The following is a 15,619-nucleotide window of genomic DNA, read 5'->3' as shown; positions in this document are numbered from 1 at the left end:
TTTAGACGTCAGCAATGTAGCACTATAATGGACTGCTAAAGAGAGCCATATTTTTATGAAAAAAGCAGACCATAAAGGATCGTTCACCTGTGCCACGCTACCAGCAAATCGCCCGTCAGTTAAAAAACGCCATTGAGCATGGCGAACTCAAGGCCGGGGCGCGTTTGCCGTCCAGCCGGACATGGTCGCAAGAGTTAGGCGTTTCACGCTCGACGGTCGAAAACGCGTACGGCGAGCTGGTGGCGCAAGGCTGGCTGGAGCGGCGCGGGCAGGCCGGTACGTTTGTCAGCGGGCATGTACGTCCAGAAAAAACGGTCGCTACGCCTGCCGTTTTCGCCGGAGAAAGCCAGACGCCCGATCCATTTCAAATGGGATTACCTGCGCTGGATCTTTTCCCGCGTGAGATTTGGGCGCGGGTGATGGGGCGTCGCCTGCGTACGCAGACCCGTTTTGATCTCGCGTTGGGCGACGTCTGCGGCGAAGCGGTTTTGCGCGAGGCCATTGTCGATTATCTGCGGGTGTCGCGCAGTATTGAATGCCTGCCGGAACAGGTGTTTATCACTTCCGGCTATGCGTCCTCAATGACCCTTATCCTGCGCGCGCTGGCGAAACCTGGAGAAGGCATGTGGGTTGAAGATCCCGGGTTTCCCCTTATTCGCCCGGTGATTGCCCAGGAAAATATCGGGCTGATGCCGGTTCCGGTCGATGATCATGGACTGAATGTGGCGGCAGGCATTCACGATTACCCGCAGGCGCGTTTTGTGTTGTTAACGCCGGCCCACCAAAGCCCGCTCGGCGTGGCGCTCTCTTTAACCCGTCGCCGCCAGTTACTTGAATGGGCGGCGAGCGCGCAGGCATGGGTTATCGAAGACGATTATGACAGTGAATTTCGTTACCACGGCAAGCCGCTTCCGCCGCTGAAAAGCCTCGATGCGCCGCAGCGGGTGATCTATGCCGGAACGTTCAGCAAGTCGCTGTTCCCGGCGCTGCGTACCGCATGGCTGGTGGTTCCGCTTAATCAGGTGGCGCGTTTTCGTCAGCTGGCGGGGCTGATGGCCTGTAGCGTGCCGGTACTGTGGCAGCAGACGCTGGCGGATTTTATCCGCGATGGTCATTTCTGGCGGCATTTGAAAAAGATGCGCCAGCATTACGCCAGGCGACGGCTTTGGATGGAAGAGGCGCTGCGTGAGCAGGGATTCGCCGTTGTCCCGCAGGAAGGCGGCATTCAGCTGGTTGTTGCGGTGGATGCTGATGACCGGTTGCTGACGGCGAAAGCCAATCAGGCCGGATTAGCGGTGCAGGCATTGAGCCGCTGGCGGCTTAAGTCAGAAGGAAGGGGAGGACTGCTGTTGTCGTTTACCAACATCACTTCAGCGGAAATGGCAAAACAGGTCGCACGTCAGCTTCGGGAAGCCATAACCGACACGCCGTCGGCCGGATAAGACGCTCTGCGTCGCATCCGGCAAGATTCCCCGTTAACGGCGTAAACTTAACAGCGCCCCGACAACGATGCCGACAGCGGCGGCTGTCCCCATGCTGCACCAGGGTTTTTCTCGCACAAAGGTATCCGCACATCCCACGGCATCACGCGCCGCCTGTTCTACTCGCGTGCGGCCATGCATACGGGCACGGGTTTCTTTCAGCAATGCCTGCGCTTTGCGCCGCGCGGTTTCCGCTTCATCTTTGGCATCGCTTCCCCATGATTTCAGCACGTCTTCAAGGGTATCGGCTAATTGACTGACATCGTTCTGAATATCCTGAACATTTTCATCGGCGTCTTTTCGGCTCGGTCGGTTAAACATATGATCCTCCATTGATTTCGATGTGAACTTCAGTGTAGTCCATATTTTTTATCTTCTGAGGCGCGTCACGGTATATTCGCGAGTTTATGGATTTTTCTGAAAGCGTTGCTAATGCTGGATCGGGTAAGGTAAGCCCGCAGTAAAGGATAACGAGGATAAAATATGTATTTACGACCCGATGAGGTGGCGCGCGTACTTGAAAAAGTGGGTTTTACCGTAGATGTGGTAACACAGAAAGCATACGGTTATCGACGTGGCGAAAATTATGTGTACGTTAATCGTGAAGCGCGTATGGGGCGTACCGCATTAGTGATTCATCCGACGCTAAAAGAACGCAGTTCTTCACTGGCAGAACCCGCTTCGGAAATTAAAACCTGCGATCATTATCATCAGTTCCCGCTTTATTTAGGCGGAGAAATTCACGAACATTACGGCATACCGCACGGCTTTAGTTCACGGATTGCGCTTGAGCGCTATTTGCATGGACTGTTTGGCGAAGCAAAACCAAATTCAAACTAATGAAGCGACTGGCCTTGCCAGTCGCGAAGAAAGCGGGTCTCAGGCTTTGGCCTGGTGGTAGCTGCTGACTTTGAACAGGCGGCGGCAATAATCAAGGAAGTAGCCGTAAACCGCGCCCATCAGCATGGATATCACGATATTCGAACTGACTGCCGCTGTAATCTGGTGCCAGTCTGCGCCGACCGTCAACAAAATCGCGACATAAACCGGAGACTGGAAGGTGACGTAAGCCAGTACATCCGCCAGATTCTTCACCCAACTCGCCGGGCTCGCCTTACGCGCGACGCGCATAATCGCATCACGATACATTCCATAGGGCCACGCGATCAGAATATTGACCGGAATGGCGACCAGACGGGAAGACAGCGACTGTTCAAAGGTCATTCCAGAGAGGAATATCTCGATCAACATGTTCACGACAGAACAATAAACAACCATCGCGAACGTGTCTGCGACTGCATGACGCAAGCGTGACTGCGGTGAGAACATGTTAATGCTCCTTGTAAAAGGGTAAAAATCGCCATTGAACGTGTGGTTGTAGTGATTTAGCGTAGTGCTTTCGCTAATGCATAGCGTATATCTCTATATAATAACTAGCAACTAGTGTAAAATTTTTATTTATTGTCTTTTTGTCGATAAAATACTCTGCCAGTGTCTGTTTTTTGTTCGTTTCGGGATTTTCGTTGTCCGCCGTGACTAATGTTTTCCAAATCAATGGGTTAACTTTTATTGGTTTTTTCGGCGTTTTGCGCAAGCGAGGCGGGAGCGAAAGGGCATCGACGGCTGCTGTTGTGTTCGCCGGGGAGGGGCCGCTTTTTTAATTTTTCAGGCGTGCGTTATTCAGGCTGAATATATAACGGCGAAGGCGAATAAATATAAGCGGCGGTGTGCAGGCCGGATATTGCTGTATATCCCACTCTCTGGAAATATAATCAATAATCGAATATACTTTCTGGCGTAATACTTGTTTTCCCCTGCGTTAAAAGGTTTTATTGTTATGACTTTGATGTTACAGAATTTAAATAATATCCGTACACTGCGCGCAATGGCCCGCGAATTCTCCATTGACGTTCTTGAAGAAATGCTCGAAAAATTCAGGGTTGTCACTAAAGAAAGACGCGAAGAAGAAGAAGAGCAACAGCGTCTGCGCGCTGAACAGCAAGAGAAAATTAATACCTTTCTGGAGATGATGAAAGCCGACGGCATCAAGCCAGAAGACTTATTAAATATGGGGGCGGCAACGCCGCGTTCAGGTAAAAAACGTCAGCCGCGCCCGGCGAAATATCGTTTTACCGATTTTGATGGTGAGACGAAAACATGGACCGGTCAGGGGCGCACGCCTAAGCCGATTGCCCAGGCGCTGGCGGCGGGGAAATCTCTGGATGATTTTCTGATCTAATTTCGCGGTATTTTGCCGGATGAGACGGTGCTTATCCGGCTGATATCAACCTGGTCAGTACAAACCACCCGGCCCGACGGGGGCTGCGGCGATTCTGGCGCTACCGCTTAATGCGTTCGCCGGTTCCAGGGCATCTTTTCGAGCAGTCGCGCCATGCCGCAGAAACCCGTGAATCCCGCCAGCATTAACCCGGCGCCAACAAAGCCGCTGATCAGGAAGAAACCGCTACTGACGGTGTAACCCAGCGCAACGCCCAGTAGAACCAGCCCTCCGGCGGCAATTTGCACCTGACGCATCAGCGGCAGCGGCTGAGACTTATCTTCCGCCACGGGCAGGCCCGCAGCTTTCCAGCCTTCGATTCCCCCCTCCAGCAGCCAGACTTCTGCGGGGGCGGCGACCGCCTGGAGCGTTGCGGCATTGCCGCTGGTACGCCTGCCTGACTGACAGTGAAAGATGATGCGTTCAGCCCGTAACGCCGCCGGAAAAGCGCCGTGCTTAAGCGTGGAGAGCGGCGCCAGCTGCGCGTCGGGAATATGTTCGCGCAGGTATTCATCGGCGTCACGGATATCAATCAGCGTTGCCCCTTGTGCTATCAGCGCCTGTGCTTCGCGCGGGGAAATCGTCCCGGTTGTCATGGTTTCTCCTGGTGGACAATACGGTGTATTTAGCAGCGTAAATCAGCTTCCTGGCAGCGTAAAGGGTGTAAATGAGGAATGTCTTGTTCGCCTTACAGTTTGCGCCAGCAATATGTCATGCCGTTTCCCTGTTAAGCCGCTTCCCTCTGCTACACTCTCTGGGTGTCTATTGTGTACAACCGAGGTAAATATGGGTCTCTTCAATTTTGTGAAAGATGCGGGCGAAAAGCTCTGGGATGCCGTAACCGGAAATCATGATAAAGATGATCTGGCGAAAAAGGTGCAGGAACACTTAAACAAAACCGGTATTCCTGACGCCGATAAAGTCAATGTGCAGGTGACGGACGGTAAAGCGACGGTAACGGGCGACGGTTTAAGTCAGGAAGCGAAAGAAAAAATCCTCATTGCGATCGGGAATATTTCCGGGATCGGCAGTGTGGAAGATCAGGTTAAAACGTCAGCGCCTGCGGCGGAGAGTCAATTTTATACGGTGAAATCAGGCGACACGTTGAGCGCTATTTCAAAACAGGTTTACGGTAATGCCAACCTGTACAACAAAATCTTTGAAGCGAATAAGCCGATGCTGAAAAGCCCGGATAAAATATATCCTGGGCAGGTTTTACGTATCCCGGAAGAGTAACCGGACTCAGCTCTGTTCCTGCTGAAGTTTACCGGCCATCGCCTGTTGAATAATCGGAATTGGCGTCAGTAAATGCTGGCGCATTAATTCGCTGGCGCGTGCGGCATCGCGCGCCAGAATAGCCTCCATAAGCGCCCGATGCTGAATATGTTTATCTTCGAGCATTTCAACGGACAGAACCGTTTTGCGCAGCCAGATAAAACGGTAGCGTGCCGCCAGATCGAAAAGTCGCTCGCGCATTTGCAGCAGATAATGTGAGCCGCAACCGGCAACAATAGCCGTATGAAATGCCTGATGGCGCTGATCCCACTCATCCAGCATACGTTCGCTGGCATCGCTCGATTCCAGTTTGTTGAGCATATGCGCCCTGGCGAGAATATCGGCTTCCCACTCATCGCCGCCACGCTCAATAGCCAGTTGCACCAGCATGGCTTCCATATTGGCGCGGGCATCGAAAATATCGAGCAGTTCCTGCTCCGACATCGACGCCACGCGATAGCCTTTCTGGTTCACCACCGTGACCAGCCGTTCCGCCACCAGTTGAGAAAGCGCTTCCCGCAACGGCCCCACGCCTAACTCATAGCGTGATGTTAACAGACTCATGCGCAGCTTCTCATCGGGCTGATAAACGCCGCGAATAATATCGTTTTTGAGCCATCGGTATCCATCTATGGCCGTCGGTTGGGCAGAGGCGGTCATGGTACAACTCCTGAATAGCATTGGGCTGATATCCCGGCGCGCGCCGGGACACAGGTCTAACGCGTATTTTGCAACGGCGTTTTTTGCCACAATACCAGTTTTTTCCAGCGGGACATAATCGGCACGGTACAAATGATCCCCAGTCCTAACAGCCCGGTAGAAATCACCTCCAGCTGTTGCGCCGGTCGGAATAGCATCACCACCAGCACAAAGCAGATAAAAGCGATAACCAGCCAGGTCAGCCACGGATAGAGCCACATTTTCAGCTTAATTTCGCTCCCTTCCGCCAGCAGGATTTTCCGCATTCTGAGCTGGGAAACCGCAATCACCAGGTAGACGAGCAGGGCGATCGCGCCGGAGCTGTCGATCAGGAATTTAAACACTTTCGCCGGGGCGTAATAATTTACCACCACCGTGAGAAATGCCGCCCCTGTGGATAACAGCACCGCCACATACGGCGTCCTGCTGCGGTTGAGTTTGCCCATAACGGCGGGCGCATCGCCACGACGGCTGAGGGAGTAGAGCATTCTCGACGCCGTATACAGCGCGGAATTCAGGCAACTGGTGACTGACAATAAAATCACGCAGTCCATGATCGCTTTGGCATAAGGAATATTCAGCAATTCCAGTACCGAACGGTAGGAACCAACGTCTTTGAGTCCCGGCATGTTCCACGGGATGAGCGCGACCACCACGAAAATAGAGCACAGGTAGAAGATTGAAATACGCCAGATCACCGAGTTGGTGGCGCGCACGATATGCTTATCCGGCGTGTCGGACTCGGCGGCGGCAATCGTGACAATCTCTGCGCCCATAAATGAGAACATGGTGATCAGCATCGCGCTCAGTACCGCGCCGAAGCCATTGGGCATAAAGCCGCCGTGATCCCACAGGCGTGAAACGCCGCTCACGTCTGCGTAGGGATAAAAGCCGCTAATTGCCGCCGCGCCCAGCGCGATAAACGCCAGAATGGCAATCACTTTGCACAGCGCCAGCCAGAATTCGAACTCGCCGTAATTTTTGACGCTCAGCAAATTACTGCCGGTTAATGCGATGGTTATCGCCAGAGAGAACAGCCAGATGGGGACGCCCGGTATCCATGAATGCAGGATGATGGCGGCAATATTGGCCTCCAGCGGGATAACCAGCACCCAGAACCACCAGTACAGCCAGCCGATGGTGTAGCCCGCCCAGGGGCCGATGGCTTTATCCGCATAGGTTGAGAAAGAGCCGGTATCCGGCGTGGCGACGGCCATTTCGGCCAGCATTCGCATAATCATAACGACCAGCAACCCGGCAAACAGGTAAGCCAGCAGTACCGCAGGCCCGGCTTGCGCAATCGCGACGCTGGAACCGACAAACAGACTGGCGCCAATGACGCCGGCGATAGACAGCATGGTGACGTGGCGGGATTTCAGTCCGCCACCTAAAGCATGTGATTCTGACAATTGCCCCATCTTCTTACCCCGTTATTGTTATTGAAGCTGTTGGCTGCTCTTGATGCGTAGGCCCGGTAAGCGGAGCGCCACCGGGCATCACAACATTGCCGGATGGCAGCGCAAGCGCCTTATCCGGCCTACAACGACCTAACCTTGCTTCGCCTCATCAAAACACTGGGCGATAATGTCCAGCCCTTGCTGAATTTGCGCTTCTTCGATAGTCAGCGGCACCAGAATGCGCAGTACGTTGTAGTACGGCCCGCAGGAGAGCAGGATCAGCCCTTTATCACGGGCGCGGGCGACGATGTCGGCGGTCAGCTTCGCGTCCGGTTTGCTGCGATCGCCATTTTCAAACAGCTCAATGGCGATCATCGCTCCCGGGCCGCGCACGTCGCCAATCTCGCGGTGCGTTTCAGCAATATTCAACAGCCCTTTACGCAGGGTTTGCCCCAGGTCTTTGGCTTTTTGCAGCAGGTTTTCCTGCTCGAAAATGTTCAGTACCGCCAGCGCGGCAGCGCAGGCGAGAGGATTACCGGCGTAAGTGCCGCCCAGACCGCCCGGCGGGATGGCGTCCATCACATCGGCGCGACCGGTTACTCCCGCCAGCGGAAAGCCGCCGGCAATCGATTTGGCGAAGGTGGTGAGGTCCGGGGCGACGCCCGTCTGCTCCATCGCGAAAAGCGTACCGGTACGCCCCGCGCCGCTTTGCACTTCATCGGCAATGAGTATGATCCCGTGTTCGTCGCAGAGTGCGCGCAGACGCTGCATAAAAGCGGGCGAGGCTGCATAAAAACCGCCTTCTCCCTGTACCGGTTCTATGATGATGGCGGCAATATCTTCCGGCGCGGCATCGTTTTTAAAGATGCGCTGGATGCTGGCAATCGCGTCATCATCACTGATGCCGTGCAGGGCGCAAGGGTAGAGCGCGCGGTAAACGTGGCCTGGCATCAGCCCCATTCCGGCAGAGTAGGGATTGACTTTTCCGGTCAGCGACAGGGTGTAGTGGGTACGGCCATGATAAGCGCCGCTAAAAGCGATGGCGCCGCTACGCTTTGTCGCCGCACGGGCGATTTTCACCGCGTTTTCCACCGCTTCGGAACCGGTAGTCACCAGCAGGGTTTTCTTCGCGAAATTGCCCGGCACCTTCTGGTTCATGAGTTCGCACAGCTCCAGATACGGCTCGTAGGCGAGCACCTGAAAACAGGTATGCGACAGCTTTTTCAGTTGTGCTTCGACCGCCGAGACGATCTCCGGGTGCAGGTGCCCGGTATTCAACACCGCAATACCGCCTGCAAAATCGAGATACTCGCGGCCTTCCACATCCCAGACCCGGCAGTTTTCCGCGCGATCGGCAAAAATAGGGTGGATCTGTCCTACGCCGCGAGGGACGGCGTTACTGCGGCGATGCATTAATTCTTTATTGCTGCTCATCAGGTGTTCTCCAGTATTGTTTTTTTAAAGGCCGATGCACATGTATTTGATTTCTAAATAATCTTCGATGCCGTACTTAGAACCTTCGCGGCCAAGACCGGAGGCTTTAATCCCGCCGAATGGCGCGACTTCGTTGGAGATAATGCCGGTGTTGATGCCGACAATGCCGTACTCCAGCGCTTCACCGACGCGAAACACGCGGCTTAAATCGCGGGCGTAGAAATAGGCCGCCAGACCGAACTCGGTATCGTTCGCCTGCGCGATCACGTCAGCTTCATCTTTAAAGCGGAATAGCGGGGCGAGGGGGCCGAACGTCTCTTCTTTAGCCACTTTCGCGTTATTGGGGACGTCCACCAGGATGGTGGGCTGGAAGAAGTTGCCGCCGAGCGCATGCGCCTTACCGCCGCAGAGCACTTTTGCGCCTTTCTCCAGCGCGTCGGCGATGTGCTCCTGCACTTTGGCTACCGCTTTTTCGTCAATCAGCGGCCCGGTGGTGACGTCTGCTTGCAGGCCGTCGCCGAGATGCAGCTTGCTCACCGCCTGCTGGAGTTTTTCCGCAAAGCGGTCATACACGCCGTCCTGCACATACAGGCGGTTAGCGCAGACGCAGGTCTGCCCGGCATTGCGAAACTTAGAGGCCAGCGCGCCTTCCACGGCGTTATCCAGATCGGCGTCATCAAAGACGATGAACGGCGCGTTGCCGCCCAGCTCCAGCGACACCTTTTTGATGTCTTTCGCACACTGTTCCATCAGTTGACGGCCAATTTCGGTTGAGCCGGTAAACGACAGTTTGCGCACCAGCGGGTTGCTGGTCAGTTCATTGCCGACCGCTCCCGCAGAACCGGTGACGACGTTAAAGACGCCTGCGGGAACCCCGGCGCGGTTCGCCAGTTCAGCCAGCGCCAGGGCGGAAAACGGCGTCTGGCTGGCGGGTTTCAGAACCATCGTACAACCGGCCGCCAGCGCCGGGCCGGCTTTGCGGGTAATCATCGCCGAGGGGAAATTCCACGGCGTGATGGCGGCGGTAACGCCAATCGGCTGCTTGATAACGATCAGGCGCTTATCGGCCTGGTGGCCTGGAATCGTGTCGCCATAGATACGCTTACCCTCTTCGGCAAACCATTCAATAAAAGAGGCGGCATAGCTGATTTCTCCTTTTGCCTCCGCCAGCGGCTTCCCCTGTTCCAGCGTCATCAGGCGGGCGAGATCGTTCTGGTGCTCCATCATCAAATTGAACCAGCGACGCAGAATATTCGCCCGCGCTTTGGCGGTGAGCGCGCGCCAGGCGGGCAGCGCGCGGTTAGCGGCGTCAATGGCTTCGCGGGTCTCTTCTGCCCCCATTTTCGGTACGCTGCCTAACGGCTGGCCGTTCGCTGGGTTGGTTACGGCGATTGTGTCGCCGCTTCTGGCGTCGCGCCATTGCCCCTCAATAAACGCCTGCTGGCGGAACAAGGTGGGATCGTTAAGTTGCATGATTGCTTCCTGTCTTAAAAGGGTTAACGGGTGAATGCGGCGTTTAATGAGTCCACGCGACGTGCCGCACGTAGCGTGCGTCCGGGATGACTCTGGCTTGCCAGCAGCGTCTGCACTTTGCTGACGATATGCGCCCCGATGGGAATGGCTGATGTGGCCGCCGGAGAGGGCGCATTGCAGGTGTGAATGGATCGTGGCGTGGTAACAAACAGGAAATCGTCGATCAGCTTGCCATCCGGCGACACCGCCTGCGCCCGCACGCCAGCAGACCACGGCTGCAAATCTTTTAAGGTCAGGCTGGGGCAATATTTTTGCACCAGCCGCAGATAGCCGCTTTTGCACAGTGAGTTCTTCATCTCGCCAAGCCCTGAGCGCAGATTGTTTTGCAGCACGCGGCGGATGCCGGACGAACCGAAAATTTCCAGCGTATCGGATAATGAAAAATCGCCTTTCCGGTAGCCTTCTCGTTTAAAAGCCAGCACGGCGTTAGGCCCGACGGTAACGCTGCCGTCGATCATCCGGGTGAGGTGGACGCCCAAAAACGGCATCGCCGGATCGGGAATGGGATAGATCAAATGGTTAACGATTTGATTATGCTGCGACGCCAGACGGAAGTATTCGCCACGGAACGGGCAGATGATAAAACCGGGATCGACCCCCAGCATTTTAACCAGCCGGTCGGCCATCAGCCCGGAACAGCTAATCAGGGTTGAGGCTTCGTATATCTGCCCGCCCCGGGTTGTGATCACCACGCCCGCCGCATGTTCCTTCAGCGCGCTGACCTCCGCGTTGTAGACAATCTCACCGCCTTTGGCCTGGAAGATTTTCGCCATCGCCGCCGTCACGTCCCGGTAGCTGACAATTCCGCTGGAGGGGACAAAAATCCCGCCCAGACCGGTGATGTTCGGCTCCCGCTCCCGCAGTTCCGCCGCGCTTAACCACTCGCGTTCCAGGCCGTTTGCCGCCGTGCGATCCCACAGCGCCCGCATCCGCGTCATTTCCAGTTCGGATGTCGCCACCAGCATTTTTCCGCAGGTGTCGTAGCGAATGCCGTTTTGATCGCAAAAGGCTTTGGTGGCGCGATTTCCGGCGAGGCAAAACTGCGCTTTGAGGCTACCGGGAGTGTAGTAGACCCCGGCATGGATCACGCCGCTGTTGTGACCCGTCTGATGACAGGCCGGTTCGGACTCTTTTTCCAGCAGGGCGATGCTGGCGTCTGGATACACATCAATAAGCTGCATGGCGGTCGACATGCCGATAATGCCGCCGCCAATAATCACAAAATCATACATCCGCTTAATTCCTTCGTCTGACCGCGCTTATTGATGAGTCTGGTAGCAACGGGTGGAATAAGCGAAATAACCGCGCTGGCGCATCAGTTCACGGCGCAGATCCGGGTGTGGCGTAAAACGATCGCGCCCGTGCAGCCAGAACAGGTTGTTAATCAACAGGAATTTACCGACCGGCACCGGAACAGAGAGGATGTTTTTGCTGGTTTCCAGCGCATCGGAGAGATCGCTGAGCCAGACGCCCTCTTCAAAATCTTTTGGCTGGACGAACTGGTCGATATAGCGCATGACCGGGCGCCCCTGCTGGTCAACGTCAAATACCGGATGATAAACATCGTGGCTGACGTTTTTGCTCGGCGGCGCGGCAAAACGCATGGAGCGACGCGCCAGCGGGTGGCTGAAAAAGCGCTCCAGATGCTCCCAGTCATCAAGGTGTAGCAACAGTGAATTTCCGCCCGCCATATTTTGTTCGTCGATTTTCATCATCAGCACGTAGTCGGTAACTTCCTCAACGTAGGTGCCGTCGTTATGCAGCTCCATCACGCGGTGCGGTTGTCGCAGGTAGCTGTCTGAATTATCGACGTTCTTCACCACAAAGCGCGCGTAGTACTGGCCGCTCATCGCATCGTAATTAGAGCGCCCGATAAGGTGCGCCACCGCCGTCGCCAGCTTGACCATCTCGTCAGCCTGTTCTACGTTGTCGATCCCTTCGGCGTTGATCAGCAGTGCGCCTTCGGCGCGGTTCAGCAGCGTTTTAATAAGCAGCGGCTGTAGCTGGTTGCCACATAAGGCGTCGAGGATCTGACCGACCTTAAAACGTAAAAAGGATTTGTATTCCAGCGCCTGTACCGGCCACTGTTCCACCTGCTGCAAAAATTGCGCCGTCGTTTTTGCGCTAAAGGTCAGTTCCAGCAGACGCGGCGACTGTACGGAAGGGGCGAAGGTAAATCCGGCGTCGCTGCGGGTGACACTATCAGCATTTGTTTTTACGGCGGTCAGTGCATTCATCAGAATCGATCCTCTCAGTAAATGGTCAGGGAGACATGGCGATGCTCATTTCGTAGCCATAAACTAAAAATATCTACATTTTTTATAAACGCATACAAAACTGACGATTTGTTTAATTTTTGTGATCAAAAACAACAAATATTTAACATTATAAATATCAGGGATTAAGAAATGAGACAGGATTTACATCCGCAACCTAAACTGATTCTGTTTGTGAAATAGCAGATGAGCGGGAGACAGGGATTAAGCCATTGATAAAAAATCTATTCCGACGCCTTAAATGGATGAGTACCGGACTGGCATCGCTCATCAGGCATGTGGCGTTGACGCTGCTTGTGGTCCTGATCGTTTTTCTTGGCGTGCGGGTTTACCAGACAGAAAGCGGGCCCGATCTTCATCTCTGGCATACCTGGACCGGTAGCGAAATGTCTGCCAAAGCGCTGGATAAGGCCACTTTTTCGCAGTACCTGGCGCGGGAAGAGGCGCTGTTTAGCCATCTGAAAACCGGGGTGACGGATAAGCTGAAGCCGGATGAGCAGACGCCCATCAACCGTTTTTACCATAACAGCCGGGTCTGGCCGCCGCAGTTTTCGCCTAACGGCAACCGCTCGTACGTCCTCATGCCGCAGGGTAAACCGCGTGGCGTCGCCGTGTTACTGCATGGCTTAACGGATTCGCCCTACAGCATGAAATACGTTGCTAAGGATTATCAGCAGCGTGGCTTTATCGCCGTTGTGCCGCGTCTGCCTGGGCACGGCACTGCGCCCGGCGCGTTAACGGCGGTGGAGTGGGAACAGTGGCTTGCCGCCTCGCGGCTGGCGGTTCGGGAAGCGACGCGGCTTGCGGGGCGAGATGTGCCGTTGCATCTGGTGGGCTACTCAAACGGTGGGGCGCTGGCGCTCAAGTACACGCTGGACGCGCTGGAAGACAACACGTTGCGGCGTCCTCAGCAGCTTATCCTGCTGTCGCCGATGATCGGCGTGACGGCATTCGCCCGTTTTGCCGGACTGGCGGGTTTACCTGCGCTCTTTCCAGCGTTTGCCAAAGCGGCGTGGTTGAACGTCACGCCAGAATATAATCCGTTCAAATATAACTCGTTTCCGGTTAACGCCGCGCGTCAGTCTTATCTGCTGACAAAAGCATTACAACAGCAGATTTCGCGGGATGCGCGAAGCTCCCGCCTTAACGAACTGCCGCCGGTGTTGACCTTCCAGTCAATTATGGATTCCACGGTGAGCACCCGTGCGGTGGTGGCGTCGTTCTATCGCTGGCTGGGCAATAACGGCAGTGAGCTGGTGTTGTTCGATATCAATCAGGCCGCCAGTCTGCGTCCGCTGTTGCGCACCTCATCGTATACCGCCATTACTCAGTTGTTACCGCCTGCGCCGCGCAACTATCGCACGACAATTATCACGAATGCGACGCCGGAAACGCTGAATGTCGTGGCGCGCGATACCCCGGCCGGGGAGCATGTGGAGCAGGTTCAGCCGTTACCGTTGGCCTGGCCGCAGGAGATGTATTCGCTGTCGCATGTGGCGGTGCCGTTTCCGCTCAGCGATTCGCTGTATGGTCTGCAACCGGACGAACTGAACCGCTATGGAATCAGTATCGGGACTATCGCGCTGCGCGGGGAAACGTCCACGCTGGCGGTGGGGCTGGATACGCTGATGCGCGTGACGTCGAATCCTTTCTTCCCGTATATGCTACAGCGGATTGAGGCGCGACAGTGATGATTGCCGGATGGCGCAACACCATCCGGCAATCCGTTAGCCGATATCCACCTGCGGCTTGCTGTTGCGCTTGCGAATAAGGCGCAGCAGCGGCGGGATGACAATCACCGCTATCGCCATCGTCAGCAGCGCTTTCGTCACACCGCTCTCCCATAAAATCGCCATATTGCCGTTGCTGATAGAGAGCGCGCGGCGCAGGTTCTGCTCCAGCATTTCGCCCAGCACAAAGCCGAGGATCAGCGGCGACATGGGGAAGTGCATTTTGCGCAGAATGTAGCCCAGTATGCCGAGCGCCACCATCAGCACCAGATCGAACGTAGTGCTGTGTACCGCGTACACGCCGACCGCAGACACGGCGGCAATCGCCGGGACAAGGAACCACAGCGGGATGGTCAGCATGCGGGTGAACATGCCAATCAGCGGGATGTTCATGACCAGCAGCATCACGTTGGCGATCAGCAGCGCGGCGATCAGACCCCAGACGATATCCGGCTGTTCGGTGAACATCGCAGGCCCTGGCGTGATGTTATACAGCGTCAGCGCTCCCATCATTACCGCCGTGGTGCCGGAACCCGGTACGCCGAGGGTCAGCATGGGGATGAATGAACCGCAGGCCGACGCGTTGTTCGCGGCTTCCGGTGCCGCCACGCCACGGATATCGCCTTTACCGAAGTTGTCGCTGTTGCCGCTGATCTTCTTCTCGGTCATGTAGGTGATGGCGCTGGCGATGGTGGCGCCTGCGCCCGGCAGCACGCCGACGAAGAAGCCAATCACCGATGAGCGTAACGTTGCGCCCACGCACTGCGCCCCTTCTTTGGCGTTAAACAACATGCGCCCGGTTTTGCGTACCAGTTTCTGGCCGCTGCTGGTATGTTCCAGCATTAATAGAATTTCTGAGACAGAGAACAAACCGATCACCACCACGATGAACTGCACACCGTCGGAGAGATGTACGCTGTCAAAAGTAAAGCGATAAACCCCGGTGTTGGCGTCTACGCCGACGGTTGCCAGACCCAGACCGATCAGCGCTGCCAGAAATGATTTCAGTGGATTTTGCGCCATCATGCTGCCGAGGCAGGCGATGGCAAAGACCATCAGCGCAAAGTATTCCGCCGGGCCAAACGCCAGCGACCATTGCGCCAGCAACGGCGCGAACAGGATGATCCCGCCGATGGCGATAAGCGATCCAAAAAACGAACTGACCGCCGAGATGGAAAGCGCGACGCCGCCGCGCCCCTGTTGCGCCATCGGATAACCGTCGAGCGCGGTCATGATCGCCGCCGCATCGCCGGGCACGTTGAGCAGAATCGACGAAATACGCCCGCCGTATTCACAGCCGATATAAACCGTAGCCAGCAGGATCAGCGCGGACTCCGCAGGCAGATGCAGGGCGAAAGCCAGCGGCAGTAAAATCGCCACGCCGTTAATCGGGCCAAGACCCGGCAGCAGGCCGACAATGGTGCCGACGAAGCAGCCGATCAGCGCGATCACCAGGTTTTCCGGCGTCATTGCCACCGCAAAACCCTGAGAAAGATATATCCAGGTATCCATCGTT

General features: G+C 55.7%; 15 protein-coding genes. 5 read left to right on the top strand and 10 right to left on the bottom strand.

Annotated elements, in window-relative coordinates:
- The first annotated feature begins 89 nt into the window (after window positions 1-89).
- On the top strand, window positions 90-1,442 hold the full coding sequence (gene pdxR / locus OGV50_RS22655; protein ID WP_286488792.1) for a MocR-like pyridoxine biosynthesis transcription factor PdxR: 1,353 nt from the start codon (window positions 90-92) through the stop codon (window positions 1,440-1,442).
- A 33-nt stretch (window positions 1,443-1,475) separates the two neighbouring features.
- Here pdxR and OGV50_RS22650 read toward each other — a convergent pair whose 3' ends face one another.
- Window positions 1,476-1,802 (bottom strand): ElaB/YgaM/YqjD family protein, encoded by a 327-nt coding sequence (locus OGV50_RS22650; RefSeq protein WP_024130880.1) that lies wholly within the window; start codon window positions 1,800-1,802, stop codon window positions 1,476-1,478.
- A gap of 162 nt (window positions 1,803-1,964) precedes the next feature.
- Here OGV50_RS22650 and OGV50_RS22645 point away from each other — a divergent pair, with 162 nt between their 5' ends.
- Window positions 1,965-2,321 carry a DUF2002 family protein gene (locus OGV50_RS22645; protein ID WP_012134782.1) on the top strand — a complete coding sequence of 119 codons (357 nt, stop codon included), beginning with the start codon at window positions 1,965-1,967 and terminating at the stop codon, window positions 2,319-2,321.
- A 39-nt stretch (window positions 2,322-2,360) separates the two neighbouring features.
- On the opposite strand, the gene alaE is transcribed toward OGV50_RS22645, so the two are convergent.
- Window positions 2,361-2,810, bottom strand: coding sequence for an L-alanine exporter AlaE (gene alaE, locus OGV50_RS22640; RefSeq protein ID WP_024130879.1), 450 nt, complete (start codon window positions 2,808-2,810; stop codon window positions 2,361-2,363).
- Window positions 2,811-3,318: 508 nt separating this feature from the next.
- On the opposite strand from alaE, the gene stpA reads away from it, so the two are divergent.
- Window positions 3,319-3,720 (top strand): DNA-binding protein StpA, encoded by a 402-nt coding sequence (gene stpA / locus OGV50_RS22635; RefSeq protein WP_114848685.1) that lies wholly within the window; start codon window positions 3,319-3,321, stop codon window positions 3,718-3,720.
- Window positions 3,721-3,827: 107 nt separating this feature from the next.
- Here stpA and OGV50_RS22630 read toward each other — a convergent pair whose 3' ends face one another.
- Entirely contained in the window at window positions 3,828-4,355 is a 528-nt protein-coding gene (locus OGV50_RS22630) for a rhodanese family protein (RefSeq protein ID WP_286488791.1), read from the bottom strand.
- A 190-nt stretch (window positions 4,356-4,545) separates the two neighbouring features.
- Here OGV50_RS22630 and lysM point away from each other — a divergent pair, with 190 nt between their 5' ends.
- Window positions 4,546-4,995, top strand: coding sequence for a peptidoglycan-binding protein LysM (gene lysM / locus OGV50_RS22625; RefSeq protein ID WP_012134776.1), 450 nt, complete (start codon window positions 4,546-4,548; stop codon window positions 4,993-4,995).
- A gap of 6 nt (window positions 4,996-5,001) precedes the next feature.
- On the opposite strand, the gene csiR is transcribed toward lysM, so the two are convergent.
- The 6 genes from csiR to glaH all read right to left on the bottom strand — a co-directional run bounded on the left by csiR (window position 5,002) and on the right by glaH (window position 12,334).
- A complete protein-coding gene (gene csiR / locus OGV50_RS22620; protein ID WP_047461758.1) occupies window positions 5,002-5,694 on the bottom strand; it encodes a DNA-binding transcriptional regulator CsiR in 693 nt (230 codons plus the stop codon).
- A gap of 56 nt (window positions 5,695-5,750) precedes the next feature.
- On the bottom strand, window positions 5,751-7,151 hold the full coding sequence (gene gabP, locus OGV50_RS22615; RefSeq protein ID WP_024130878.1) for a GABA permease: 1,401 nt from the start codon (window positions 7,149-7,151) through the stop codon (window positions 5,751-5,753).
- Between the two features lie 129 nt (window positions 7,152-7,280).
- Window positions 7,281-8,564, bottom strand: coding sequence for a 4-aminobutyrate--2-oxoglutarate transaminase (gene gabT / locus OGV50_RS22610; RefSeq protein ID WP_286488790.1), 1,284 nt, complete (start codon window positions 8,562-8,564; stop codon window positions 7,281-7,283).
- Window positions 8,565-8,588: 24 nt separating this feature from the next.
- Window positions 8,589-10,037 carry an NADP-dependent succinate-semialdehyde dehydrogenase gene (gabD, locus tag OGV50_RS22605; RefSeq protein ID WP_286488789.1) on the bottom strand — a complete coding sequence of 483 codons (1,449 nt, stop codon included), beginning with the start codon at window positions 10,035-10,037 and terminating at the stop codon, window positions 8,589-8,591.
- Between the two features lie 23 nt (window positions 10,038-10,060).
- Entirely contained in the window at window positions 10,061-11,329 is a 1,269-nt protein-coding gene (gene lhgD, locus OGV50_RS22600) for an L-2-hydroxyglutarate dehydrogenase (protein WP_200092769.1), read from the bottom strand.
- Window positions 11,330-11,356: 27 nt separating this feature from the next.
- Window positions 11,357-12,334 (bottom strand): glutarate dioxygenase GlaH, encoded by a 978-nt coding sequence (glaH, locus tag OGV50_RS22595; protein WP_200092771.1) that lies wholly within the window; start codon window positions 12,332-12,334, stop codon window positions 11,357-11,359.
- 254 nt (window positions 12,335-12,588) lie between these two features.
- Here glaH and OGV50_RS22590 point away from each other — a divergent pair, with 254 nt between their 5' ends.
- Window positions 12,589-14,064: an alpha/beta hydrolase gene (locus OGV50_RS22590; RefSeq protein WP_227657325.1), complete on the top strand. Its 1,476-nt coding sequence runs from the start codon at window positions 12,589-12,591 to the stop codon at window positions 14,062-14,064.
- A gap of 36 nt (window positions 14,065-14,100) precedes the next feature.
- Here the strand turns inward: OGV50_RS22590 and OGV50_RS22585 are convergent, their stop codons facing one another.
- Window positions 14,101-15,615, bottom strand: coding sequence for a tripartite tricarboxylate transporter permease (locus tag OGV50_RS22585; RefSeq protein ID WP_047461771.1), 1,515 nt, complete (start codon window positions 15,613-15,615; stop codon window positions 14,101-14,103).
- Window positions 15,616-15,619 lie beyond the last annotated feature (4 nt).

Source organism: Citrobacter sp. CK180, assembly GCF_030333655.1.
GTDB classification, from domain to species: domain Bacteria; phylum Pseudomonadota; class Gammaproteobacteria; order Enterobacterales; family Enterobacteriaceae; genus Citrobacter_B; species Citrobacter_B koseri.
This window is presented reverse-complemented; position numbering and strand designations above follow the sequence as displayed.